We start from the raw sequence: 22,651 nt of genomic DNA on the forward strand, positions 1-22,651 counted from the left end.
CGATGAATCGCGACAGCGGGCAAAGCCAAGGCAAGCGCCGCGTTCGTGGCGGACGAGCCCCGATGCGGGTGGCGCTCTACATGGCCACGCTCTCGGCCGTACGCTGGGATCCGCTGATGAAAGCGCATTATCAGCAACTGCGGGCCCGTGGAAAACTGGGCAAGGTCGCGCTGGTCGCCTGCATGCGCAAGCTGCTGGGCATCGTCAATGCCAGACGGCGTGACGAGCTGCGTGCGGAAGGGGCCTTAACTGCCTGACAGCTGGGCTCACAAGACAGTTGCTGATTTAAGCCGAGCCGCGAAGCGGCTTCGGCTTGAATGAATGGTTAGGCCTGCGGCTAGTAGAGGCCACGAGTAAGCACTTGGTAGAAGGTGCCGTTGCCGCCAAGACCGCCGGTGTCCCGGATACGGACGAGAACAGAGCCGCAAGTTTGGCATTGAAGGAAAGAGTGGTCAGTGTCGCCGGCCGACCCACCATTGATATGCACATCCTGTCCAATCTCGACGCATACCTCCGAAGGATTGCCAGCGGTGCAGTCAGCGCATTTACCGGTGTGATTGATAGTCATGAGTGTTTCCTAGCAGGCCCCAGAAATGGGGTGATAGCTGAATCGTGCAGGCCCGTGTAAGACCGGTCAAGTTGGATACCCAAGGGCAGCGACAGCACCAGGGCAGAAGCTTTGTAGATGTGGAGCGCGCGCAGTCGTCCCCCCACCTCGCCTGCTTACCATTTGTGTCCCTTTCGACTCAGATGCCAGGCGCCCAATCAGGGGCGCCACGCTGGGCGTGGGCGGGGTATCTGAAGGGTGGCCGCGGCGACGCATACCGACGCGCGCAGGGCGGTTCTGAGGCCCTGTCGGGCGGCTGGCTACAGCTCGCATCTATCGTCTCAATCGTGGAACGGTCGCGCGGACATCCTCGCGATTGTTCTGGCCACGAACGCCACCGCCTTCCCCAATTGGGTTGACCATCGGAAAAGGGTAACCAAGGTAACCACTCCCGAAAAACATCCGTAACACGCTGATTCTAAAGGAGTAGTGAGGTTACCTTTCAACGGTAACTTGAGGTAACCTCAGGGGTAATCCCGGCCTAAGTTGTTGATCTGTATAGGGGGATTTGAGCCATGCAGTCACCTCAGAAAAAGGTAACTAGTTACTCATGAGTTACCTCAATAGTTACCGTCCAATTGTCGCCATATCTGATTGAAATTATTATAGATTTGCGACTTGGTTCTGTGCAGGTTACCAAGATTACCTTTTTCCGATGGGCAACTATTGGCGGGTTCGGCTCTGGCGCTGGACGGCCTCGCTGGCGCGCCTGAGTTGCCGGCGCGACAGCAGTACCCACGCCGGCGTCGGCGTTGGGCAGGAGAGGAATGGCTTAGGGCTGGATGCTGCTGAGCCGGTCAGACTGCGATCTGGGCGCTGGGCTCGGCTCGAGTTCTCGCTCGTCTGGGCGATCGTTGTGATCTCGGGACGCTCCAGGTGGCGGCAGTGTGCCGCCAAGCTGCTCCGCAATCTAAGACGGGCCCTTGCCGCGCAAGGGTTTCACGATACGGATAACGGTGAGATTGCGGAGCGGAAATTGCCGTGGAAACGTAGTAAATCCTACACTCGCACGCGCATTCAAAATCCGCCGGCCTAAAAACCTTGTGGGTTCGAGTCCCACCTCCGGTACCACAGGCTGTTGACTCAGTTGAGTGTGTCCGGGATTGGAGTAGCGGACTTCCCGGTCTTCGGATTCGCCGAGCCCGGAGCCAAGGCCTAGGCAGCTTGGCGGCCCCGGTCGAGGGGGAGCGTCCTCGCAACGGCGTCACCTTCGTGCGGACATAGTCCTGAATTTGCTGGGTCGTCGTGTAGCCCCCCAGCTACTCCTTGAAAAGCTCAGATCGCCCGTCTCCTGGACCAGGCGTGTCGCGCTGGTGCCTGGTCGCTCAGGCCGCGCAGTTCTTGTGGTCGATCCTTGCTGAGCGCCGGGCGCGAGCCAACGATCGTTCGCTCGCCAGTAGTTGAGGCTTGCCTTCTTCGTCAAGAAATGGTCACGTCACCTATCGGAGGTTTATCGTCCTATGAGCCTTTGGCACCTCTTCATACTGCTGGGTTTGATCGGGATCGTGACTCTCATCGTTTTCCTGGTGCGCCGCTCGAAGTAGCTCAAGCGATCGCGTCTTTCCACATGCCAGATCCGGGAAAGTAGCTGAGGGAATCCGTGAGGTAGTGGCGGGGGACCAGTGTCATCGCCGCTGGGCATTGATGAGGGACGCGAGTCCGACGGCCGGCAATCCGGTGAGGACGTAACCGGCGGTCCATCTGGGCTGGCCGGTAGTCGCCGGGCGGCGCAGGGCGACACAGAAGACATCGCAAAGTATCCGCAAGGTGATGGGGCGTTGGCCTCGCCCCGGAGGACGAACGGTTGAGGGTCGCAACCAGTGGCCGGGCCTGGACGTTGGGCTTTGCTCTCATGCAGGTGATGAGTGCCTCGATGCCGCTCAGCGGCTCTGGTCCCGCATGGGGCTGCGTGAGGGCATGGCATCCAGGCAGAGAGCAAGCTTGCCTCACCACCCTGGTCACCTTCGACGAATCTGGACGTTGCCGGGCTGCGTTCGCGCTCAAGGGATTCCGGCAACGACTCGACTTAGGGAGGCATCATGATCGTCACCATTTCCAACGTGACGGATTTCGATCGGTTCCTGCGGACATTCTCGAGCGAGGGCGTCGCGAAGAGGAGGGAGCAGACCGCTCATGCGCTGGCGTTTGCCTGCATGATCTGCACGCCGGCCTGGGCCGCGCAACCGATTTCCCAGCCCGATGACGCGTGGCTGAGCATCGCCGGCACGGTGGATGCGCCAATGGGACTGGTGCCAGGAGGGCTACAGGCTGCTCGATGGTGGCGAGGTCACCGTCTACGGCCGGGTCGACGACGACATGTTCGAGAGCAAGTCGATCGAGGCCGGCAGCGTCTACGTCAAGGATCTGAACACGTACTTCCATGCCAACTCCACGGACGAGGAGGATACGATGTACGCCGGATTGCTTACGACCGACTGGGATCCTGACCAGGTGACCGCACGCGTCTGGCGCAGATGATCGATGAGTCGGACGGGCCTTCTGGATGTCGGAGGAGCCATGCGAAGCAGCGTCGACGGGGGTTGACCGGCACGACCTTCTTGCGGAGAGTCGCTCCCGGAGCCCTCCCGGTCGAGCCTGTAAGCACGATACGGCCCGCCACATACGCCAGGCGCAGAACCCTCTTGTCACGCAACGTTCTCTTCATCTGTACCCAGAACCGGCTCCGCAGTCCGACCGCCGAACAGGTCTTCGCCGATTGGCCGGGCATCGAGACCCAGTCGGCCGGTCTCGGCAACGATGCCGGTAATCCCGTGTCGCCCGAGCTTCTTGCCTGGTCCGACGTCGTCTTCGTCATGGAGAAGGCGCACCAAAACAAGCTTTCCAGGAAGTTCCGCCCTCACTTGCGTGGTAAACGGGTCATCTGTCTCGACATACCTGACGAGTACGACTACATGGATCCGGTGCTGGTCCAGTTGTTGCGCCAGAAGGTCACGCGGTTTCTGCCGGCCTTCTAGCTGTAAACCCGGTACGTTGTTCAGCGACGGTCGGCCGGTCGGCGGCTTGTAGCCCAGGCTGGCGTAGGGGCGGTGCCGGTTGTAGTGGTGCAGCCAGTGGGGAAGCGCTGGTCGGAGCTGTCATGGCAGCGTGCGTAGACCCATTCCCGCAATACGGCCGGGCCCCGTCGCTCGGCCTTGCCGTTGGTGTGCGGTGAAGGCCGGGTCCGTTTGTGGCGAAGCCCAGGGTGCTTGAGGAGCCGGCAAAAGCGGCGTGATCTGTAGCAGGCGCCGTTGCCGGTCAGGTCCCGGCGGAAGCGGATTCCCCGGTCCCGGTGGTGCGGTCACCCGGCGCGCGTCAGCCCGTGTCCGCCGAGCGGGAGCGTTTCGATGTGCTGGTCGAACCCGGCGATCAGGGGTTTGGCACGCGTGATCGCATCCCTGACCGCGGGCAGCGACAGCGACGCCTTGTGGCTGTCGGCGCTGTTCCAGACTTCGGTGATCCAGATGCCATCGGCGTCGGTGGGGTCAGCGGCGACGACGTAGCTCAGGCAGCCGGGCATGCCGTGCACGCTTTCGAGCAGGATCGCGACCAGCGCGTCGCGCTGGCCGGGAGCGGCGCGCATCTTTCCGATCAGTCCGTACATGGGCGTGTCTCCATCCAGGGTGGCGCAGCCGGGCAGGGCGGCGGCAAGAGGGGCGGCGATGCCGGCGATCAGCATCCGGCGTCGGACCAGGTCGGTGTCGAAGGCGGTTGGCCGGCCTGCGGCCCGCGGCAGGGAGGACGCGTCGGCAGAGTCGGCAGAGCCGCCCGCGGCCCGCGGCGTGCCGGACATCGCTCAGAACCCGCCGTAACGGGCCATCGCCGCGGCCAGCACGAAGATCGCGCCGATTGCGAGCAGCTCCAGGTGCACGATGCGACGCGCCCGCGCGACATCGATCGCGGTCGGCGTGAACCCCGGGTCGCTGCGCAGCGCGCGGCGCCAGCGCATGAAGTTCAGCGTCGGCAACGCCGAGAGCAGGCCGGTCAGGACATAAAGTCCGATCTTGGCGTGGAACCAGGGGTTGTGCAGGTAGAAGTCGTAGCCCTTCACTCCGTAGAACAACCGCAGCACGCCGACGCCCAGCAGCAGCACTGCGCAGGCGCCGTAGCCGCCGTCGAGGCGCGCAAGGCGGCCGGCGGTCGCGGAACCGACCTCGCCGCGCAGCAGCACGGATTCGGTCACGAGCATCACCAGCAGTCCGAATACCAGCAGGTGATGGGCGGCGGCGAGCAGCAGGTCGGTGAGCATGGGGACATCCCTGGCGAAAGGCGGGCTCACGCTAGCGATGCCGCCGCCCCTGCGCAAGCCCGGCAAGATGGGGGCTCACGGGGCTGCTGCCGGAGACCGGCAGCAGGACCTGCGGATTTGTGAATACCGCCATCACGCCGGCTTCGCCCTGCGTGAAGCCGGCTTGTGCTTAGGTGTCGCCTACAGGGCGGGCGTTCCGCCGGCCGTCCGGTCAGGATGCGGCGCCACGGGAGAGCGCATCCATTCCGGATCGATCCCCGACGCTCCGCACGGCCGTCCTCCGCAGCTCGTCTCCTGCAACCATCGCTCCGACGGGGAGGCCGACGTGAAACAGCATCATGTGTTCTGCACGCGGGACATCCAGCATGCGAACGAGGTCGTTGCGCTGACCCGCGAAAGTGGCGTGCCGGATCGCGATATCGCGCTGGTCGCGCGCGCGGACATCGAGCTGGGCCAGGTGCCCAACGAGCGCAAGGAGGCCGACACCGACTTCATGCCGGCGGCGGTCCGCGGTGCCGGCTACGGCAGCCTGGCCGGGATCGTGATCGGCCTGCTCGGGCTGGCGATCGTGCCGCTCGGTGCCCTCGGTATCGCGCTGATGGCCGCGGTGGGTGCGGTCGTCGGTGCCTGGGCCTCGGCGCTGATGGGCTCGGCACTGCCGGACCCGGTCCGGCGCAAGTTCAAGGAGCAGATCGACGCCGGACGGGTGCTGGTCGTGGTCGATGCCGACGAGGACACCCAGAAGATGCTCGAACAGCGCCTGGGCGAGCGCGGCGCGGTCCATCTCGACCACCACTCGTCGGCGGCAATGCGTTAGGAGGGCTCCGCAAAGCCCGGCGCCGCCCGATTCGCCGCTCGATTCCGTGCATGGTTCGACAGGCTCGCCACCAACGAAGCCGGGGATGACCGTTCTTCCGGTGTCGACGGAGTGGCCGGGTTGCGCGGAACCAGCGAACCGGGCGCTCGCTCCGGGCTGGTCGGAGGGTGGGCGGGCCGCTGCTTGGGCTCTTCGATGCCTGCCGATGCCCGGGAGCCGGGATGGTGGGCCTGATCTCCGTGCCCGCCGGCAAGGCGTGCCGGGAGTGTGGCCCGGTCAGTGCGCGTCGTCGATGTCCAGGGACTTGTCCAGGCGGGCGAACCATTCGCCCTCCTGCGGCACGAACATCGAGCAGCACTCCATCGGGGCCTTGTAGATGTGCAGCGACACTGCGACCTCGTCGGCGCTGGTGTTGCGGATGGTGTGGTATTCGTGCGGCGGGATCAGGCTGCCGGCGCTGCCGGGGCCGGCCTGCATGCCACCGGCGGCGCGGAAGCGGAAGCGTTCGCCGTCGCGCTCGAGCAGCTCGTACTGGGTGATCTCCAGTTCGCCGTCCCAGACACCCTCGACGCACCACAGCCCGCAGTGGTCGTGCACCGGCGTGCCCTGGCCCGGGCCCCAGGTCATCGCGACCACGCTGTAGCCATGGATCGGACTGCGGTAGATCTCGCGCCGCGCGTAGTGGTCGTCGATCGGTTCGTAGACGCAGGCGGGCAGGGCGACGTCGCGATCGCGGATCATCCGGCACAGGGTGCCGCGCAGGGCAGCGGTGATCGCGTGCTCGTCGCCGCTGGCGACCGCCGCGTCAAGGGCCTGGAGCAGCTTGTCGTGGCCGGGGAAGGGCAGGTCCGGGAGGGTCTGGGCGCTCATGGCGTCATTGTAGGGCGGGTCCGCGACGGCCGCACACCGCAACGCCGCCAGCTGCGTCCGGGGCTGCATTGGGGGCGTGAGCCGCGACCGGCGTCTTCGGTGAAGCCCGATCGCGGCCTGCGCCGCTGCTCCCACACAGGGGGCATGCAGTTCGTCGATGGACCCGGCCTACGGGCTGGGCCGCGATGGGGGGCTACGCACCGGGGGCTGCGCAGGAGGGGTGCGAGCGGCGAGGGACCCCCAATGAATGAGCGCCTGTCGCGACCGGCTCCGGCTGAGCTCTTACGGGGAGTGGGAGACGTGCAGGCTGTCCAGGAATCCGGCCACGGCCGGACCGAAGCGTTCGAAGTCGACCAGGAAGGCGTCGTGGCCCTGCGGCGACGGCAGCGGCAGGAAAGCCGCGTCGCAGCCGCCGGCGCGCAGGCCCTCGGCGATCTCTTCCTGCTGCTGCAGCGGGAACAGGATGTCGGTGTGCACGCCGATCGCCAGCGCCTTTTCCAGGCCGGCGCGGCCGATCGCGGCCAGCGCGCTGCGGGCGTCCGCATCGTGTTCGCCGCAGCGCTGGCTGCAGTATTCGGCGATGTCGAACCAGTCCATCGAGCGGCTCAGGTACAGGTAGCAGTTCGGGTCGAAGCGGCGCACGAACCGGCGCGCATGCGCCTCCAGATAGCTCTCGACCTCGAATTCCAGCCCGAACGGCTCGTCGTCCGCGCGGTCGGAATCCAGCCGCACGCGGCCGAAACGGCCGTCCCATTCCAGTGCGGAGCGGTAGGTGATCACGCCGAGCTTGCGCGCCATGCGCATTCCCGACTCGGGGTATCGCGCGTCGTCGTAGTTGCCGCCGTTCCAGTTCGGGTCCAGCCGGATCGCCTCGCGTTGCAGCGAGCGGATCGCGATCGAGAACGGCAGCGCGCGGGCGGCGCCGGAAATGTTGACGTGGCTGCGGGCGATGCCCGGGCGCTGGGTCAGCAGCGCGAGCGCGGTCATCCCGCCCATCGAGTTGCCGACCAGGCAGGCGAGGCGGGAGATGCCCAGCGCATCCACCACCGCCGCGGCGGCGCGGGCGCCGTCCTCGATCGACAGGTCGGGGAAGTCGAGGGCGTAGCGGCGGCCGCTGTCCGGATTGAGCGACGCCGGTCCGGTCGAACCCTTGCAACTGCCCAGCGAGTTCACGCAGATCACGAACCAGCGGTCGGTGTCGATCGGCTTGCCGGGGCCGAGCATCGCCTCCCACCAGCCGGGTTCGGGATTGGTCGTGTTGGAGGCCGCATGGGCGTCGGGCGACAGCCCGGTGACGATCAGGATCGCGTTGCCGCGGTCGGCGGCCAGCGTGCCCCAGGTTTCGTAGGCGATGCGGGCCTGGTGGAGCTCGCCGCCGCGCTTCATCGGAAATGGCGAGGGCAGGTCGATGTAGCGGGTGCCGGGGGGGATGAACTCGGTCATGCGGCGGGAGCGTGTCCTTTCGGGTGACGTTCGGCGCGCGGCAGCCGCGCGCCAGCGGCCAAGTGTGCCTGCAACGCCCGGCGATGTCGTGCCGTGGAAAGATGCCGATCGGTTATGGCGGTCTGCCGGAACCGCTTCCGACGGCCCGCGGCGTCATCTCAGGGCACCGCCTGATCGATCAGCAGCGCGGCCCTGGCATCCTTGCCGGTGCCGACGAGGACCGGCTGCGAAGCGAAGTCGCCACTGGCAGGCGTGGCGTTGCCGCTGGCGGAGATGCGCGCGATCAGTTCGACCCGGTCGAGCTGGGACAGCTTCATCGTCGGCATCGGGCTGTCGCCATCGCCAAGGGCGACGGTGAGCGGAAATCCGGTGGCCGGCAGCTTCTTCACCGCGACCGGCATCGGCGGGCCGCCCGGCTGGCGCGCGATCACGAACAGGGTCGCATCCGGCGGCAACTGCATGCCCAGTTGCGGATCCAGCGAGACGGCGACGGTGATGCCGGGCGCGGGCGCGACGGCGGGTTCCGCAGCCGGCAGCGGCGGCAGCCCGGCCTCGCGGCGGGCGAGGTCGATCTGTTCACGCAGGGCGGCACCGGTGCGGGCGTCCACTACCTCCAGCAGTGGCTCCCAGACCTTCACCGCGTCCACCGGCCGCTCGGCCTGGCGGTGGGCGATACCGAGGAACCAGCGCGCGCGCTGGTGCATCGGCTGCAGCTCGATGGCGCGTTCGAGCATGGCGACGGCCCTGGCGTCGAAACGGCGCTGCGGCGCCGCCATCGCCCGAGCCTCGGCGGCCTCGGCGAGCATGTCGGGGTCGTCCGGTGCGTGCTGGACCGCCCGGTCATAGGCCTGGCTGGCGTCCTCCATGTCGCCCCTGCTGGCGTAGGCGCGGGCGAGCAGGCGCCAGCCTTCGGGCTGCCCTGGATCCTGGTCCAGCTTGATTTCCAGCTGGGTGATCGCGGCGTCGAGGGTCCGCGGTGCGGCGCGGCGTGCCGGATCCAGTGCGTCGGGCGTGCCGACGGTGGTGTACAGGGTGCCGGTCAGCACGGCCAGCGCGACGACCAGGGCCGCGCCGACGCCACGGGCGCCCCGCCACAGCGGACGCAGCACGTAGCCGAGCGCGAGCGTCGTCAGCACGCCCGCGAGGGCGATGAAGAGAATGGCGGGGTTGTCCGTCATCATGCCGCCCATCACCATTCCTGCGAGTCGTCGGGCGGCACCGGCGCGCCGGCGCTGCGGCGACGCACGATCACCGCGACCGCGATGCCGCCGATCAGCAACAGCAGGGCCGGGCCGAACCACAGCAGCCAGGTCCGCGACTTCACCTGCGGGCGGTAGAGCACGAACTCGCCGTAGCGCTCGACCAGGAACGCCTCGATCTCGGCGTCGCTGCGGCCTTCGCGCATCAGGTCGAGCACTTCGCGGCGCAGGTCGATCGCGATCTGCGCGTTGGAATCGGCCAGCGACTGGTTCTGGCACATCACGCAGCGCAGCTCGACCAGGAGCGCGTGGAAACGCCGTTCCTCAGCGGCGTCGCGGAACTCGGGCGGCGCGGCAGCAGCGCCGGCCTGGGCGAAGGCCGAAGCAGCTGCCAGCCACAGGGCGAGCACGAGCAGCGCCCGCCAGGCGTGCCGGAGCGCGGCGTCACCGTTCATGGCGTGGCGGCCCCGGCGTCGAGGCGGTCGAGCAGTGGCAGCAGTTCGTCGCGGATGTCGTCGTCGTCGACCGGGCCGACGTGCTTCCAGCGGACGATGCCATCGGCGTCGACCAGGAAGGTCTCCGGCGCGCCGTAGATGCCCCAGTCGATCGCGGCCTTGCCTTCGTAGTCGACCAGCACCAGCCAGTACGGGTTGCCGTACTGCTCCAGCCAGCGGATCGCGTCGGCGTGCTCGTCCTTCCAGTTGTAGCCGATCACCCGGATGCGCTTGGTCTCGGCGAAGCGGGTCAGCACCGGGTGCTCGACCCGGCACTCGGGACACCAGCTGCCCCAGACGTTGAGCAGGTAGGGCGCGCCCCTGAGTTCTTCCGACGACACCAGCCGGCCGGCCTCGTGCAGCACCGGCAGCGCGAACGCCGGTGCCGGTTTGCCGATCAGCGGCGACGGCAGGGCCTCGCGGTCGGGCCGGCTGCTGAGCCAGATGCCGGCCGCCAGCAGCAGGCCGAGTGCGGCGACCACGACCAGCGGCAGCCAGCGCATCGCGGAGCGGGGGGCGTCGGTCATGCGGGGCTCTCCTGCGGGTTGTCCTGCCGGCGGGCGGAAGGCGCGAGACGGAAGCGGCGGTCGCAGGCGGTGACCACGCCGCCGAGCATCATCAGCAGTGCGCCGGCCCAGACCCACCTCACGAACGGTTTCACGTGCACCCGCAGCGCCCAGCTGCCGCCGCCCAGCGGTTCGCCGAGCGCGACGTAGAGATCGCGGGTGAAGCCGCGCGAGATCGCCGACTCGGTCATCACCTGGCCGCCGCTGGCATAGGCGCGCTTCTCCGGGTGCAGCACGGCGAGGCGGTGTCCGTCCTCGAGCGCGCCGATTTCGAACACGCTGACCGTGCCACGGTCGGCCTCGTAGTTCGGACCCTGGTGATGTTCGACCCGGTCGAACCGGAAGCTGTAGCCGGCCAGCTCGACCGATTCGCCCGGTGCCACGGCGACCTCGCGCTGCTGGCTCAGGCCCTCGGTCAGCAGCGCGCCGACCAGGAAGACCGCGATGCCGAAGTGGGCCAGCGCCATCCCGGCCATTTCCGCGGTCAGCCGGCCGCTGGCCCGCAGCCGCGCCCACACGAAGCGCAGAGTGCCGAGGCCGACCCAGGCCGCACCGGCCAGGCCGGCGGCGACCTTCCATTGGCCCTGCGGTGCGAGGAAGAATGCGGCGATGCCGGCGACCGCCGCCAGCGCAAGCCACGGCGCCAGCATCGCAAGCGGTCTGACGGTCTGCTCACGCTGCCAGCGGGTCAGTGGCCCGAACGGCACCAGCAGCACGAGAGGCGCCATCAGCAGGGTGAACATGAGGGCGAAGTAGGGCGGCCCCACCGAGATCTTGCCCAGCTCCAGCGCATCGGCCAGCAGTGGATACAGCGTGCCCAGCAGCACCATCGCGCAGGCGGTGGTCAGCAGCAGGTTGTTGACCAGCAGCAGGGTCTCGCGCGAGCTGGCGGCGAACGGCCGTCCCTCGAAGCCGCCGGAGCCGTTGCCGGTCGTCGGCGCGCGCAGCGCATACAGCAGCAGCGAGCCGCCGATCACGAAGCCGAGGAAGATCAGGATGAAGACGCCGCGGGCCGGGTCGGCGGCGAACGAGTGCACGCTGGTCAGTACGCCGGAGCGGACCAGGAACGCGCCCAGCAGCGACAGCGAGAAGGTCGCGATCGCCAGCAGCAGGGTCCAGCTGCGGAAACTGCCGCGCTTCTCGGTGACCGCCTGTGAATGGATCAGTGCCGCGCCGGCCAGCCACGGCATGAAGCTGGCGTTCTCGACCGGGTCCCAGAACCACCAGCCGCCCCAACCCAGTTCGTAGTAGGCCCACCAACTGCCCAGCGCGATGCCGAGGGTCAGGAACGCCCAGGCGACATTGGTCCACGGCCTCGTCCAGCGCAGCCAGCGCGCGTCGACGTGGCCGTCGATCAGCGCCGCGACCGAGAACGCGAACGATACCGCGAAGCCCACGTAACCCATGTAGAGCATCGGCGGGTGGATCACCATGCCCGGGTCCTGCAGCAGCGGGTTCAGATCGCGACCTTCGAGCGCGGCCGGCAGCAGCCGGGTGAACGGATTGCTGGTGAAGATCAGGAACGCGAGGAAACCGGCGGCGACGATGCCGAGCACGCCCAGCACGCGGGCGATCACCGTCTCCGGCAGGCGTCTGGAGAACAGCGCGACCGCAGCGGTCCACAGCGCGATCACCAGCACCCACAACAGCAGCGAGCCCTCGTGCGAGCCCCAGACCGCGGTGTAGCGGTAGACCAGCGGCAGCAGGCTGTTGCTGTGCTGGGCGACATAGGCGACCGAGAAGTCCTGGACGACGAACGCATGGGTCAGGATCGCGTAGGCGATGCCGACCAGGGCCAGTTGCGCATAGGCGGCCGGGCGGGCGACCGCCATCCAGGTGGCGAGGCCGCGCTGCGCGCCGAGCAGGGGCAGTGCGCCCTGCAGGACGGCGACCAGCAGCGCGAGCAGCAGCGCGATCTGTCCGAGTTCGGGCAGCACCTAGTTCGTCGCCTCGTTCGCGGCGGGCTCGACGTCGTGCTTTTGGTGAGCCTTGCCCATCTTGTCGGCGACTTCCTTCGGCATGTAGGTCTCGTCGTGCTTGGCGAGGATCTCCTCGGCGATGAAGGTGTCGCCCTGCATGCGTCCGGTCGCGACCACGGCCTGGTTCTCGCGGAACAGATCGGGGAGGATGCCGGTGTACCGGACCGTCATCTCGGCGTCGCCGTCGGTCACCCGGAAGCTCGATTCGAGCGAGCCTTCCGCACGCCGGAACGACCCCTTGGCGACCATGCCGCCGAGGCGGAAACGGCTCTGGCCGCCGGCGACCTGGGCGCCGGCGGCGCCACCGAGGATCTCGCTGGGCGTATACAGGTAGGCGATGTTGCGCTGCAGGGCGAACGCCACCAGCACGGTGGCGATGCCGGCGGCGGCGATCAGGGCCAATACCCAGATCAGGCGGCGGCGTCGGGTCGGATTCATGCGGCAGGCTTCAGGTCGGCGTGGTTCATCGGATCAGTTCCTCGGAAGCCGTGCGGCCGGCGGCGCGCTCGGCCCGGGTGGCCTCGCGTGCCGCACGCAGGCGCGCCTGGCGGAGCGCGTGGCGGATCTGCAACTGCGGCGCCAGCCAGTCCCAGGCCATCACCACGACGAACACCGCGTAGGCGGCGACCACGTAGCCGAGATAGCTCATCGGCGCGCCTCCACGGCAACCGGCGCGGACAGCCCCGCGACCCAGGCCTTGCCCGACTCGCGGCGCAGGTTGTCGGCGCGGGCACGGGCGAGCAGGGAGCCGAGGAACCAGAACTTGCTGCCGAGCACGACCCACAGCAGCGGCCAGATCATGCTCGGGTCCATGCTCGATTCGCCGAACAGGCGGATGGTCTGGCCCTGGTGCAGCGAGTTCCACCACACCACCGAGTAGCGGATCACCGGCAGCAGCACCACGCCGACGATCGCCAGCAGACCGGCGGCGCGCGCGGCGGCGCGGCGGTCGTCGATCGCGTGGTAGAGGCCGATCACGCCCAGGTACATGAACAGCAGCACCAGCTCGGTGGTCAGGCGCGGGTCCCAGTCCCACCAGGTGCCCCACATCGGCTTGCCCCAGATCGAACCGGTGGCGAGGGTGATGAAGGTGAACGCCGCGCCGATCGGCGCGCAGGCCATCGCCAGGATCTCGCACAGCTTTATCCGCCAGACCAGGGCGATCGCCGCGTAGAAGGCCATCGCCGCGAACACCGCCAGGCTCATCCAGGCGCTGGGCACGTGGATGTAGAGGATCCGGAAGCTGTCGCCCTGCTGGTAGTCGGCCGGGACCTGGAACAGCCCACCGTACAGCCCGACCGCCATCATCAGCAGACCGATGCCGTAGCCCCACGGCGCCCAGCGCGCGGCGAAGCGGTCGAAATAGGGCGGCGAGCCGAGTTTGTGGAACCAGAGGACGATTGGATTCATCTGTTTCTCCCGCTCCCGTCCACGCACGCGGCCAGGGGCGAGGGCAAAGGATTGTCAGTTCAGTGCGATGCGGATCGCGGCGGCTGCCGCCATCGGCGCCAGCACCACCGCAACGACCAGTCCGGCGGCCAGCAACAGCATCGCGCCCGCGACGTCGTGTCCCTGGGCGGCGGCGGTGACACTGCCCGCGCCGAACACCAGGATGGGCACGTACAGGGGCAATGCCAACAGGGCGACCAGTATACCGGAGCGCCTCATCCCGACCGTCAGCGCGGCCACCACCGCGCCGACCAGGCTCAGCAGCGGCGTGCCCAGCGCCAGCGAGGCCAGCAGCACCGGCAGCTGGCCGTGCGGCAGGTGCAGCATCTCGCCCAGCAGCGGTGCGGCCAGCAGCAGCGGCAGCGCGGTGGTGGCCCAGTGCATCGCGGTGCGCACGCCGACCAGCCAGGCCAGCGGCACCGGCGCCAGCATCCACTGCTCCAGCGAGCCGTCCTCCGCATCGCCCCGGAACAGGCTGTCGAGCGACAACAATCCGGCCAACAGCACCGCCAGCCAGAGCACGGCCGGCGCGACCCGGGCGAGGGTCGCCGGTTCGTTGCCCAGCGCCAGCGCGAACAGCACCACCATCAGCAGCGCGAACAGCGCCGGCTGCAGCGCGTCGCCGCGTCGCCGCCAGACCAGATGCAGGTCGCGTACGACCAGGGCGCGGGCGGACTGGAGCAGGCTCACATCGCCGTCCATCGTTAGGTCCCCGGCTCTGATGCAGGGGCGGCCGGTGCCGACGGCCCGCCATTCGGATGCGACGGCCTGCCGAGCGCCAGCAGCCGGGTGCGCACCGGTGGCGCGGCATAGGCGCCGTGGGTGGTGACCAGCGATGCGCCGCCGGCGTCCAGGTGCGCGCGGACCATTCGGTTGACCAGTTCGATGCCCTCCAGGTCGAGATTGGCGTAGGGTTCGTCCATCAGCCACAGCGGTGCCGGCGACAGCCACAGCCGCGCCAGCGACAGCCGCTTCTTCTGGCCGGCCGACAACTGGCGCGCGAGCGTGTCTTCGTAGCCGGCCAGTCCGACCACCGCCAGCGCGCCCTCGATCGTCTGGCTCCGGCGCTGCCCGTGCAGCCCGCACAGGTGCCGCAGGTTCTCGACCACGCCGAGGTCGGCCTTCAGCCCCGGCAGATGGCCGAGATAGGCGAGCGCACGTGCGCGCAACAGCGGTCCGGCCGGCTCGCCGCGGATCGCGACTCCACCGGCATCCGCGCGCAGCAGCCCGGCCAGCACCCGCAGCAACGTGGTCTTGCCGGAGCCGTTGTCGCCCTGCACCAGCAACGCCTCGCCGGCCCCGACCTCGAAATCCAGCGGACCGAACACCGGCACGTCGTTGCGCGAGAAGCGCAGGCCGTGGACTTCGAGCAGGGCCGGTCCGGTCGAAACGGAAGGCGGCGGACAGGCATCCGCAGGTACGGTGGTTCGGTCGGTTCGGATCATCAGGAAGCGGCGGGCGACCAAAGAGGTCGCGGAGCGGACATTCTAAGGGGCGTCGACGCGGCTGTGGCTGGACGTTGCCGCTTTCCCGGCCGGCCGCCGGTGCTGCGGGAGCGGGTCAGTCCTCGACCGGGGGCTGCAACCATTCCACGCTCGGCAGTTCTCCGCAGTCGGGGGGACGGGCCAGCAGCATCCGCAGCCGCACCGGTTCGCCATGCTCCCAGTGCAGCGCGCCGGCCTGGCCGAATTCGGTCGCGAGGGCGTCCAGCACCGTCGGGTCGAGATCCGCGACCAGCCAGCCCGACTCGCGCCACTGGCGGTCGTGGTCGCTGGCCCAGGCCGGGTGGAAGACCAGGTCCAGCCCTTCGATCCGCGCCACCAGGCGACCGTCGGCGAGATTGTTCGCTTCTTCCGAGAGGGGCCGCGATGCCGGGTTCCAGGCGGTGATGAAGGCGTAGCGGCGGGCCGCCCAGTACGCCTCGACGTCGCCGGCATGCTCGCCGACGCGAAACGCGATCACGTCTCCGTCCAGGACGACCGCATAGTGGGCGGCGGCATAGGCGGAGGCCAGCTCGCAGGCGTCGACGACGTGAAGCTCGCGCATCGGGTCAGTGTCGCGGCAGCGGCGTCGCGCCGCAACACCCCCGACGTTGTCGGTCTGGCCCGGTCGTGCGTCGCCGTCGTAGAGGCCGCGCCATGGACATTCCCTGTACCCGTCGATTCCGTAAACTCGGGGCCCCCACCGTCGCTCCCGTTGCCGATGAACCCCGAGACCAAGCTGCCGAAGGTCGGCACCACCATCTTCACCGTGATGTCCCAGCTCGCCGCCGAGCACGGCGCGGTCAACCTGGGGCAGGGGTTCCCCGACTTCGCGGTGCCCGAACGACTGGTCGAGGCGCTGGACAAGGCCATGCGCAACGGGCTCAACCAGTACGCGCCTTCGCACGGGCTGCCGGCGCTGCGCGAGGCGATCGCGGCCAAGGCCGGGCGCTGCTACGGCCACCGTCCCGACGCGGATGCCGAGATCACCGTGACCTCGGGTGCCAGCGAGGCGATCTTCGATGCGATCCATGCGGTGGTGCGGCCGGGCGACGAGGTGATCGTGCTCGATCCCTGCTACGACTGCTACGAGCCGGCGATCGAGCTGGCGGGCGGTATCGCGGTGCATGTACCGCTGGGTTCGGAGGGCGGCGATCCGGCGGACTTCGCGCCCGACTGGTCGCGGATCAGCGCGGCGATCACGCCGCGTACCCGGATGTTGATGATCAACACCCCGCACAATCCGTCCGGAGCGATGTTCGGCGTGGACGACATCGCGCAGCTGACCGCGCTGCTGCGCGATACCGGCATCGTCCTGCTGTCGGACGAGGTCTACGAGCACATCGTGTTCGATGGCGCGCGCCACGAGTCGGTGCTGCGCCATCGCGAGCTGCGCGAGCGCGCCTTCGTGATCTCCAGTTTCGGCAAGACCTATCACTGCACCGGCTGGAAGGTCGGCTACTGCATCGCGCCGCCGGCGCTGACCGCCGAGTTCCGCAAGGTCCATCAGTACAACACCTTCTGCACCTTCACTCCGGCGCAGGCGGCGTTCGCCGAGATGATCGGCGCGGAACCGGAGCACTACGAGCGACTGGGCGCGTTCTACCAGGCCAAGCGCGACCGCTTCCGCGAGCAGTTGCTGACGACGAGGCTCCAGCCGCTGCCGGTGCCGGGCGGCTATTTCCAGCTGGTCGACTATTCCGCCGTCAGCGATCTGGACGATGCAGCGTTCTGCCGCTGGCTGACCGCGGAGCACGGCGTCGCCGCGATCCCGCTGTCGCCGTTCTACGAGACCCCGCCGGCGGGCCAGCGCCTGGCGCGGCTGTGCTTCGCCAAGAACGAGGCGACGCTGGACGAGGCGATCGCCCGCCTGCGGGCGCTGTGAGGACCTGAGCATGGAGAACCTGCGCATTTCCCTGGTCCAGGGCGACACCCGATGGCATGACCCCGAGGCCAACCGCGACTATTACGGCGGGCTCATCGCGCCGCTGCACGACATCACCGATCTGGTGCTGCTGCCGGAAACCTTCACCAGCGGCTTCTCCAACGACGCGATAGACCGCGCCGAAGACATGGACGGGCCGACCGTCGCCTGGATGCGCGAACAGGCGGCGAAGATCGGCGCCGCGATCACCGGCAGCGTGCAGTTGCGGGTCGCCGGCAAGGTGTTCAACCGGATGCTGTTCGTGACCCCGGACGGCGGGATCAGCCACTACGACAAGCGCCACCTGTTCCGATACGCCAACGAACACCAGCGCTACGCGGCCGGCCGCGAGCGGCTGACGGTGGAATGGAAGGGCTGGCGGATCTGTCCCCAGGTCTGCTACGACCTGCGTTTCCCGGTGTTCGCGCGCAACCGCTACGACGTCGAGCGCAAGGGCGGGCTCGACTACGACCTGCTGCTGTTCGTCGCCAACTGGCCCGCCGCGCGCGCCTACCCGTGGAAGACGCTGCTGCGGGCGAGGGCGATCGAGAACCTGTGCTACGTCGCCGGCCTCAACCGGGTCGGTACCGACGGCAACGGCATCCACTACTCCGGCGACAGCGCGGTGATCGACTTCCTGGGCCATCCGGTCAGCGAATGCACCGACGAGGAGGTCGTGGTCACCACGACGCTGTTGGCCGGCGAGCTGGCCGCGCATCGCGAACGCTTCCCGGCGATGCTGGACGGGGACGCCTTCGAGCTGCGATGACGGCGGGGCGGTTCCTCACGCCTGCGGCCGAGTCTCGGAGCGGCCGTTGCCGGCCCTGCGGGCGCGCTCGGCTATGCTCGCCGGATGGATGAACGTCCCTTGGACAAGCCCGGCCGTCGGGACCGACGCCGCCGCGCGCTGCGGTGGGTCGCGCTGGTGCTCGCCGGGTCCTGGCTGGGCTATCTGCTGCTGGGCAACCTGTTTCTCAACACGGCGCTGGGCCCGTGGGCGATCAACCGCAAGCCCGAGCGCTTCCAGATGCACTGGGAGAGGGGGCTGACCGCCTGGCCGGGGCAGGTCGCCTTGTGGAATCCGCAGGTCCAGGGCCATACCGGCTCCGTCCTGTGGAACGTGCGGGGGGACAAGGCGAGCGGCCGGATCGCGCTGCTGCCCCTGCTGCGCAGGGAGCTGCGCTTCCCCTCGATCGAGGTCGAGGGCGTGACGGCGATGCTCGATCGTGGCGACCGGCGCCTGGCGCCGGCCCGGCCCGGCGGCTGGAGCCTGCGCTTCGACCGCATCGCCAGCGACAGCGTGCGCGGCGGTCGTTTCGGGGAGCTGGGGCTGGAGGGCGAAGGGTGGGCCGAGCTCGGGCTGTTCAAACAGCTGCGGGGCGGTCCGCTCGAGGTGACGCCTTCGCGGCTGCGTTTCGAGCGCGCCCGCGTCACGCTCGACAGCGCCTCCGTGCTCGACGAGGCTGTGCTCGACGCGCGTTTAGCGATGGACCGGCATACCGGCGCCCAGACCAGCGGCCTCCACAAACTGCTCAGGACGGAGGCCGGGCTGTCCATCGAAGGCCGGACCAGCGCCCTGGAGGTGCAACGGACCGATCCGCGTCGGCTGACGCTGCAGCCGGTGCCCGCACGGGGACGGGGGCGGGTGGCCGGGCGGATCGGCTGGAATCGCGGGGTCCTGACGCCGGGAAGCCGGCTGGACTGGACCGCGCCCGTCTCGATGGCATCGCGGGACGGACGGGCCACGCTGGAGGTCGGGCTCGAGGTGGACCGTGACATCCACCTGCGCGTGCGGCTGCCGGAGCAGGTCGACGACAGCGGCGACGCGCTCGCGATCGACGCGCAACTGCAGGTCGAGGGCGCCGAAGTGCCGCTGGAGAAGCCGCGGAGCCTGCTGCCGCGTACTTCGGGGCATCTGGTCGGCAGTTGGCAGTTCGCGTCGCTGGGCTGGCTCGGCACGTTCTTCGCCGACGTGCCCTGGCTGACGCTGGATGGTGCCGGGCGGGTCGACGCCGACCTCCGCCTCGTCGCCGGCGAACCCGCGGCGGGCAGCCGCATCGAGGTGCCCGGTGTCGACGTCACCGCCGACGTGATGGGCAATCGCGTGCAGGGACGCGCCCGCGCGCTGGGTTCGCTTCAGGGCGGAGTCGACGGGGAGCCGGGCGGGCTGCGCCCGCGACTCGAGCTGCAGCTGGACCGATTCTCGATCACCGCCGACCATGGCCGCGGTGCCCGCTATGTCGAAGGCCGCGATCTCAGCCTGCAGGTGCAGGCCACCGAGCCGTTGCCCCGCACGTTGCTGGCCATGCCCGGTTCGCCCGTCACCTCCGTGGCCGCGAGTGCGGCGCCCCCCCCTGGGGCGGCACTCGCGCGTGCAGGGCGGGCGCTGGCGGCGCGGCTGCGTTTCGACGACGCATCGGTGCCGGATCTGCGCGCCTACAACCGCTATCTGCCGCGCTCGCACCTCCGCTTCGATGGCGGCAGCGGGCGGCTCAGCGGCGATCTCACCGTCGATGGCGCCGGCGCGGTCGGGCAGGGCTGGCTGCGGGTCCGGGGCCGCGACACCCGCCTGCATGCGGCCGGGCTGGCGCTGCGCGGCAACGTCGATATCCACACCCGGCTGCGTCGCGCCGGCATCGAGGATGGACGCTTCAACATCGATGGTTCTCAGGTCCGGCTCGACGGCATCAGCCTGGTCGAGCCGGACGGCCGGACCCGGCGCGGCTGGTGGGCGCGGGTCGATCTGGTCCGCGCGCGGCTGGACTGGGATGCGGCCACGGACCGGAAGGACGCTGCCGACGTCGATGTCGAGGGCCGCGCCCGGATCACGATGAAGGACGTCGGCTTCCTGCTCGCGTTGTACTCGCAGCGGCGCGAATACCCCAGGTGGATCGAACGTCTGATCGATGCCGGACAGGCGCGGGTGACCGGCGACGTACGCTGGCGCGACGACGTGCTCGTGCTCGACGACCTGGTCGCGAACAACGACCGCTTCGACGTGAATGCGCGGCTGCGCCTGCAGGGCCGGAAGCGTCGCGGCAATCTCTACGCGCGCTGGGGCGTGCTGAGCATGGCGGTCGACGTCGACGGCGCGCGTCGTGACTTCCACCTGCTGCGTGCGCGGCAGTGGTACGACGCGCAGCCGTCCTACATCCGCTGACACCCATCCGCCGGCCTGTGGCCGCATCCGCTGAATCCATGCGGCGCCGCGTCTTGCCGCGGTTTTTACGCCTCCTGCGCTTTACTGAACCCGCAGGTGGGCATTCACGCCGCGCCTGCCGGCATCATGAACGGGTACGTACGCGCACTGCTGTTGGCGCTGGGGCTGCTGGCCCTGGGGTCGTCGCTGGCGCCGGCGATGTCGGCGCGACAGGCGAGTGCGGACGATGATCTCGACGATGCGGTGGCCGCGAATGGCCGCGGCGAGGTGCTGTTGCTCGACATCAAGGGTGGAATCGGTCCGGCGACCCGCGATTACCTGAGGAGAGGACTGGCCCGCGCGGGCGAGGAGTCCGCCGCGGCAGTGGTGCTGCGCATCGACACTCCAGGTGGACTCGACGCGGCGACCCGCGACATCAACCAGGCGATCCTCGCTTCCGACGTGCCGGTGATCGGCTGGGTCGCACCCGAGGGCGCGCGCGCCGCCAGCGCGGGCACCTACATCCTGTATGCCTGCCACCTGGCCGCGATGGCGCCGGCGACCTCGCTGGGCGCGGCGACGCCGGTGTCGATCGGCGGCTCCGGTCCCGCCATCGCGCCGGATCGCGGGACAAAACCGCAGGAAGGCGACAGGGTGGCCGGCGACAAGGACCCCGACGAAGAAGCGACAAAGCAGGAGCGCGAACCCGCCGGCGGGGACGCGATGGGCCACAAGGCCGTCAACGACGCGGTGGCCTACCTGCGCAGCCTGGCCGAGCTGCGCGGCCGCGACGTCGCCTTTGCCGAGGCGGCGGTACGCGAGGCCGCGACGCTTTCCGCCGGCCAGGCGCACAAGCGCCAGGTGATCGAGATCATCGCCGCCGATCTGCCACAGCTTCTGGCACAGGCCGACGGCCGCAGCGTACGTCTGCGGGACGGCGAAATGACGCTGGCGACGCGCGGCCGGCCGGTCACCACGGTCGAGCCGGACTGGCGTTTCAGGTTCCTGTCGGTGCTGACCGAGCCCAGCGTCGCCTATCTTCTGCTTCTGATCGGCTTGTACGGGCTGATCTTCGAGGGCTACAGCCCGGGTGCGGTCGTGCCCGGCGTGGTCGGTGCGATCTGCCTGCTGCTGGCGCTGTACGCGTTGCAGGTGCTGCCGGTGAACTACGCCGGCGTCGCCCTGATCGCGCTGGGCGTGGTGCTGATCGCGGTCGAGTTCGCGATGCCCAGCTTCGGTGCGCTGGGCATCGGCGGGGTGGTCGCGCTGGTCGCCGGTTCGCTGATCATGTTCGACACCGAGGTGCCCGGATTCGGCGTGCCGGGGCAATTGATCCTCGGCATCGGTGCAGCCAGCGCGCTGGCGTTCATGGGCGTGATCTGGCTCGCCGCGCGTGCGCGCAGGCAGCCGGTGACCACCGGCGTGGAGGAGCTGCTCGGCGCCCCGGCGGTGGCGCTGGTCGATTTCGATGCAGGCGGCCGCGGCACGGTACGCATCCACGGCGAGGTCTGGCAGGCCCGTGCCGGCGCGCCGGTCGGCCGTGGCGACGCAGTGCGGGTGCTCGCCATCGACGGACTGATCCTGCAGGTGGCGCCGAAGGACCGGTCGCCGGACATGACGTCATCACGACACGCCGCCACATCCGGAGGTGAACGATGAACCTGGTCTTCTATTTTCCGCTGCTGCTGATCGTCGCGGCGCTGCTGGCCAGCGCGATCAAGGTCCTGCGCGAGTACGAGCGCGGCGTGGTGTTCCAGCTCGGACGCTTCTGGAAGGTCAAGGGACCGGGCCTGATCATCCTGGTCCCGGTCATCCAGCAGATGGTCCGGGTCGATCTGCGCACGATCGTGATGGATGTGCCTTCGCAGGACCTGATCTCGCGCGACAACGTGTCGGTGCAGGTGAACGCGGTGGTCTACTTCCGCGTCGTCGACCCGCAGAAGGCGATCATCAACGTGGAGCACTTCTACGAGGCGATCAGCCAGCTCGCGCAGACGACGCTGCGCTCGGTGCTCGGCCAGCACGACCTCGACGAAATGCTGGCCGAGCGCGAGAAGCTCAACGACGACATCCGCGCGATCCTCGACGCGCAGACCGACGCCTGGGGCGTCAAGGTCGCCAACGTGGAGATCAAGCACGTCGACATCAACGAGACGATGGTGCGTGCGATCGCCCGCCAGGCGGAGGCCGAGCGTCAGCGGCGGGCCAAGGTGATCCATGCCGAAGGCGAGCAGCAGGCGGCGGAAAAGCTGGTCGAGGCGGCACGGATCCTTGCGGCCGACCCGCGCGCGATCCAGTTGCGCTACCTGCAGACCCTGACCGAGATCGCTGGCGAGAAGAGTTCGACGATCGTGTTCCCGCTGCCGGTCGGCGTCGCCGAGGCGTTGTCGCGCCGGCTCGGCAACGACGATGGCGACTGACTGAACGCAAGCGGTTC

Annotated in this window: 23 protein-coding genes and 1 pseudogene; 9 read left to right on the forward strand and 15 right to left on the reverse strand. The window is 68.9% G+C overall.

The window, feature by feature from the left end:
- The 3 genes from L3V18_RS00005 to L3V18_RS00015 all read left to right on the forward strand — a co-directional run.
- Positions 1-257, forward strand: a 257-nt coding sequence (locus L3V18_RS00005) for a transposase (RefSeq protein WP_237052576.1), incomplete at its 5' end; no start/stop codon positions are given.
- A 2,582-nt stretch (positions 258-2,839) separates the two neighbouring features.
- Complete coding sequence (locus L3V18_RS00010) at positions 2,840-3,085, forward strand: hypothetical protein (protein ID WP_237052577.1); 246 nt, start codon at positions 2,840-2,842, stop codon at positions 3,083-3,085.
- A 164-nt stretch (positions 3,086-3,249) separates the two neighbouring features.
- Positions 3,250-3,582 carry a low molecular weight protein tyrosine phosphatase family protein gene (locus L3V18_RS00015; RefSeq protein WP_237052578.1) on the forward strand — a complete coding sequence of 111 codons (333 nt, stop codon included), beginning with the start codon at positions 3,250-3,252 and terminating at the stop codon, positions 3,580-3,582.
- A gap of 3 nt (positions 3,583-3,585) precedes the next feature.
- Here the strand turns inward: L3V18_RS00015 and L3V18_RS00020 are convergent.
- The 3 genes and pseudogenes from L3V18_RS00020 to L3V18_RS00030 all read right to left on the reverse strand — a co-directional run.
- Positions 3,586-3,887, reverse strand: a pseudogene (locus L3V18_RS00020) (integrase core domain-containing protein); the annotation flags it as partial.
- An 18-nt stretch (positions 3,888-3,905) separates the two neighbouring features.
- Positions 3,906-4,397: a putative quinol monooxygenase gene (locus L3V18_RS00025; protein ID WP_237052579.1), complete on the reverse strand. Its 492-nt coding sequence runs from the start codon at positions 4,395-4,397 to the stop codon at positions 3,906-3,908.
- 3 nt (positions 4,398-4,400) lie between these two features.
- Complete coding sequence (locus L3V18_RS00030) at positions 4,401-4,853, reverse strand: DUF2214 family protein (RefSeq protein ID WP_237052580.1); 453 nt, start codon at positions 4,851-4,853, stop codon at positions 4,401-4,403.
- Positions 4,854-5,178: 325 nt separating this feature from the next.
- Here L3V18_RS00030 and L3V18_RS00035 point away from each other — a divergent pair, with 325 nt between their 5' ends.
- Positions 5,179-5,670, forward strand: coding sequence for a DUF1269 domain-containing protein (locus tag L3V18_RS00035; protein ID WP_237052581.1), 492 nt, complete (start codon positions 5,179-5,181; stop codon positions 5,668-5,670).
- A gap of 276 nt (positions 5,671-5,946) precedes the next feature.
- Here L3V18_RS00035 and L3V18_RS00040 read toward each other — a convergent pair whose 3' ends face one another.
- The 12 genes from L3V18_RS00040 to L3V18_RS00095 form a co-directional block, all read right to left on the reverse strand.
- On the reverse strand, positions 5,947-6,540 hold the full coding sequence (locus tag L3V18_RS00040; RefSeq protein WP_237052582.1) for a cysteine dioxygenase family protein: 594 nt from the start codon (positions 6,538-6,540) through the stop codon (positions 5,947-5,949).
- 282 nt (positions 6,541-6,822) lie between these two features.
- On the reverse strand, positions 6,823-7,983 hold the full coding sequence (gene metX, locus L3V18_RS00045; RefSeq protein ID WP_237052583.1) for a homoserine O-acetyltransferase MetX: 1,161 nt from the start codon (positions 7,981-7,983) through the stop codon (positions 6,823-6,825).
- A 158-nt stretch (positions 7,984-8,141) separates the two neighbouring features.
- Complete coding sequence (locus tag L3V18_RS00050; protein WP_425493465.1) at positions 8,142-9,161, reverse strand: tetratricopeptide repeat protein; 1,020 nt, start codon at positions 9,159-9,161, stop codon at positions 8,142-8,144.
- An 11-nt stretch (positions 9,162-9,172) separates the two neighbouring features.
- Positions 9,173-9,637 (reverse strand): cytochrome c-type biogenesis protein, encoded by a 465-nt coding sequence (locus L3V18_RS00055; RefSeq protein WP_237052585.1) that lies wholly within the window; start codon positions 9,635-9,637, stop codon positions 9,173-9,175.
- Positions 9,634-10,203, reverse strand: coding sequence for a DsbE family thiol:disulfide interchange protein (locus L3V18_RS00060; protein ID WP_237052586.1), 570 nt, complete (start codon positions 10,201-10,203; stop codon positions 9,634-9,636). The genes L3V18_RS00055 and L3V18_RS00060 overlap by 4 nt, the downstream gene beginning before the upstream one ends.
- Positions 10,200-12,179, reverse strand: a complete 1,980-nt coding sequence (locus tag L3V18_RS00065) for a heme lyase CcmF/NrfE family subunit (RefSeq protein ID WP_237052587.1) — start codon at positions 12,177-12,179, stop codon at positions 10,200-10,202. The genes L3V18_RS00060 and L3V18_RS00065 overlap by 4 nt, the downstream gene beginning before the upstream one ends.
- Positions 12,180-12,659: a cytochrome c maturation protein CcmE gene (gene ccmE / locus L3V18_RS00070; RefSeq protein WP_237052588.1), complete on the reverse strand. Its 480-nt coding sequence runs from the start codon at positions 12,657-12,659 to the stop codon at positions 12,180-12,182. It lies immediately after the preceding gene.
- Positions 12,660-12,684: 25 nt separating this feature from the next.
- The gene (ccmD, locus tag L3V18_RS00075) at positions 12,685-12,870 is read right to left on the reverse strand and encodes a heme exporter protein CcmD (RefSeq protein ID WP_237052589.1); all 186 of its coding nucleotides are present in this window, start codon (positions 12,868-12,870) and stop codon (positions 12,685-12,687) included.
- Positions 12,867-13,631 (reverse strand): heme ABC transporter permease CcmC, encoded by a 765-nt coding sequence (ccmC, locus tag L3V18_RS00080; protein WP_237052590.1) that lies wholly within the window; start codon positions 13,629-13,631, stop codon positions 12,867-12,869. The genes ccmD and ccmC overlap by 4 nt, the downstream gene beginning before the upstream one ends.
- A 54-nt stretch (positions 13,632-13,685) precedes the next feature.
- Entirely contained in the window at positions 13,686-14,372 is a 687-nt protein-coding gene (gene ccmB, locus L3V18_RS00085) for a heme exporter protein CcmB (protein ID WP_237052591.1), read from the reverse strand.
- A 2-nt stretch (positions 14,373-14,374) separates the two neighbouring features.
- Positions 14,375-15,115 (reverse strand): heme ABC exporter ATP-binding protein CcmA, encoded by a 741-nt coding sequence (gene ccmA / locus L3V18_RS00090; RefSeq protein WP_237052592.1) that lies wholly within the window; start codon positions 15,113-15,115, stop codon positions 14,375-14,377.
- A gap of 115 nt (positions 15,116-15,230) precedes the next feature.
- Positions 15,231-15,716, reverse strand: a complete 486-nt coding sequence (locus L3V18_RS00095) for a DUF3293 domain-containing protein (protein WP_237052593.1) — start codon at positions 15,714-15,716, stop codon at positions 15,231-15,233.
- Positions 15,717-15,872: 156 nt separating this feature from the next.
- Here L3V18_RS00095 and L3V18_RS00100 point away from each other — a divergent pair, with 156 nt between their 5' ends.
- The 5 genes from L3V18_RS00100 to L3V18_RS00120 all read left to right on the forward strand — a co-directional run bounded on the left by L3V18_RS00100 (position 15,873) and on the right by L3V18_RS00120 (position 22,634).
- Entirely contained in the window at positions 15,873-17,036 is a 1,164-nt protein-coding gene (locus tag L3V18_RS00100; RefSeq protein ID WP_237052594.1) for a pyridoxal phosphate-dependent aminotransferase, read from the forward strand.
- A 10-nt stretch (positions 17,037-17,046) separates the two neighbouring features.
- Positions 17,047-17,844, forward strand: a complete 798-nt coding sequence (locus tag L3V18_RS00105; RefSeq protein ID WP_237052595.1) for an amidohydrolase — start codon at positions 17,047-17,049, stop codon at positions 17,842-17,844.
- 99 nt (positions 17,845-17,943) lie between these two features.
- Positions 17,944-20,235 (forward strand): hypothetical protein, encoded by a 2,292-nt coding sequence (locus L3V18_RS00110; RefSeq protein WP_237052596.1) that lies wholly within the window; start codon positions 17,944-17,946, stop codon positions 20,233-20,235.
- 96 nt (positions 20,236-20,331) lie between these two features.
- Positions 20,332-21,873 carry an NfeD family protein gene (locus L3V18_RS19310; RefSeq protein ID WP_237052597.1) on the forward strand — a complete coding sequence of 514 codons (1,542 nt, stop codon included), beginning with the start codon at positions 20,332-20,334 and terminating at the stop codon, positions 21,871-21,873.
- Complete coding sequence (locus L3V18_RS00120) at positions 21,870-22,634, forward strand: slipin family protein (RefSeq protein WP_237052598.1); 765 nt, start codon at positions 21,870-21,872, stop codon at positions 22,632-22,634. The genes L3V18_RS19310 and L3V18_RS00120 overlap by 4 nt, the downstream gene beginning before the upstream one ends.
- Positions 22,635-22,651: the final 17 nt, after the last annotated feature.

Origin of the sequence: Marilutibacter chinensis, from assembly GCF_021725675.1 — a bacterium.
GTDB lineage: Bacteria > Pseudomonadota > Gammaproteobacteria > Xanthomonadales > Xanthomonadaceae > Marilutibacter > Marilutibacter chinensis.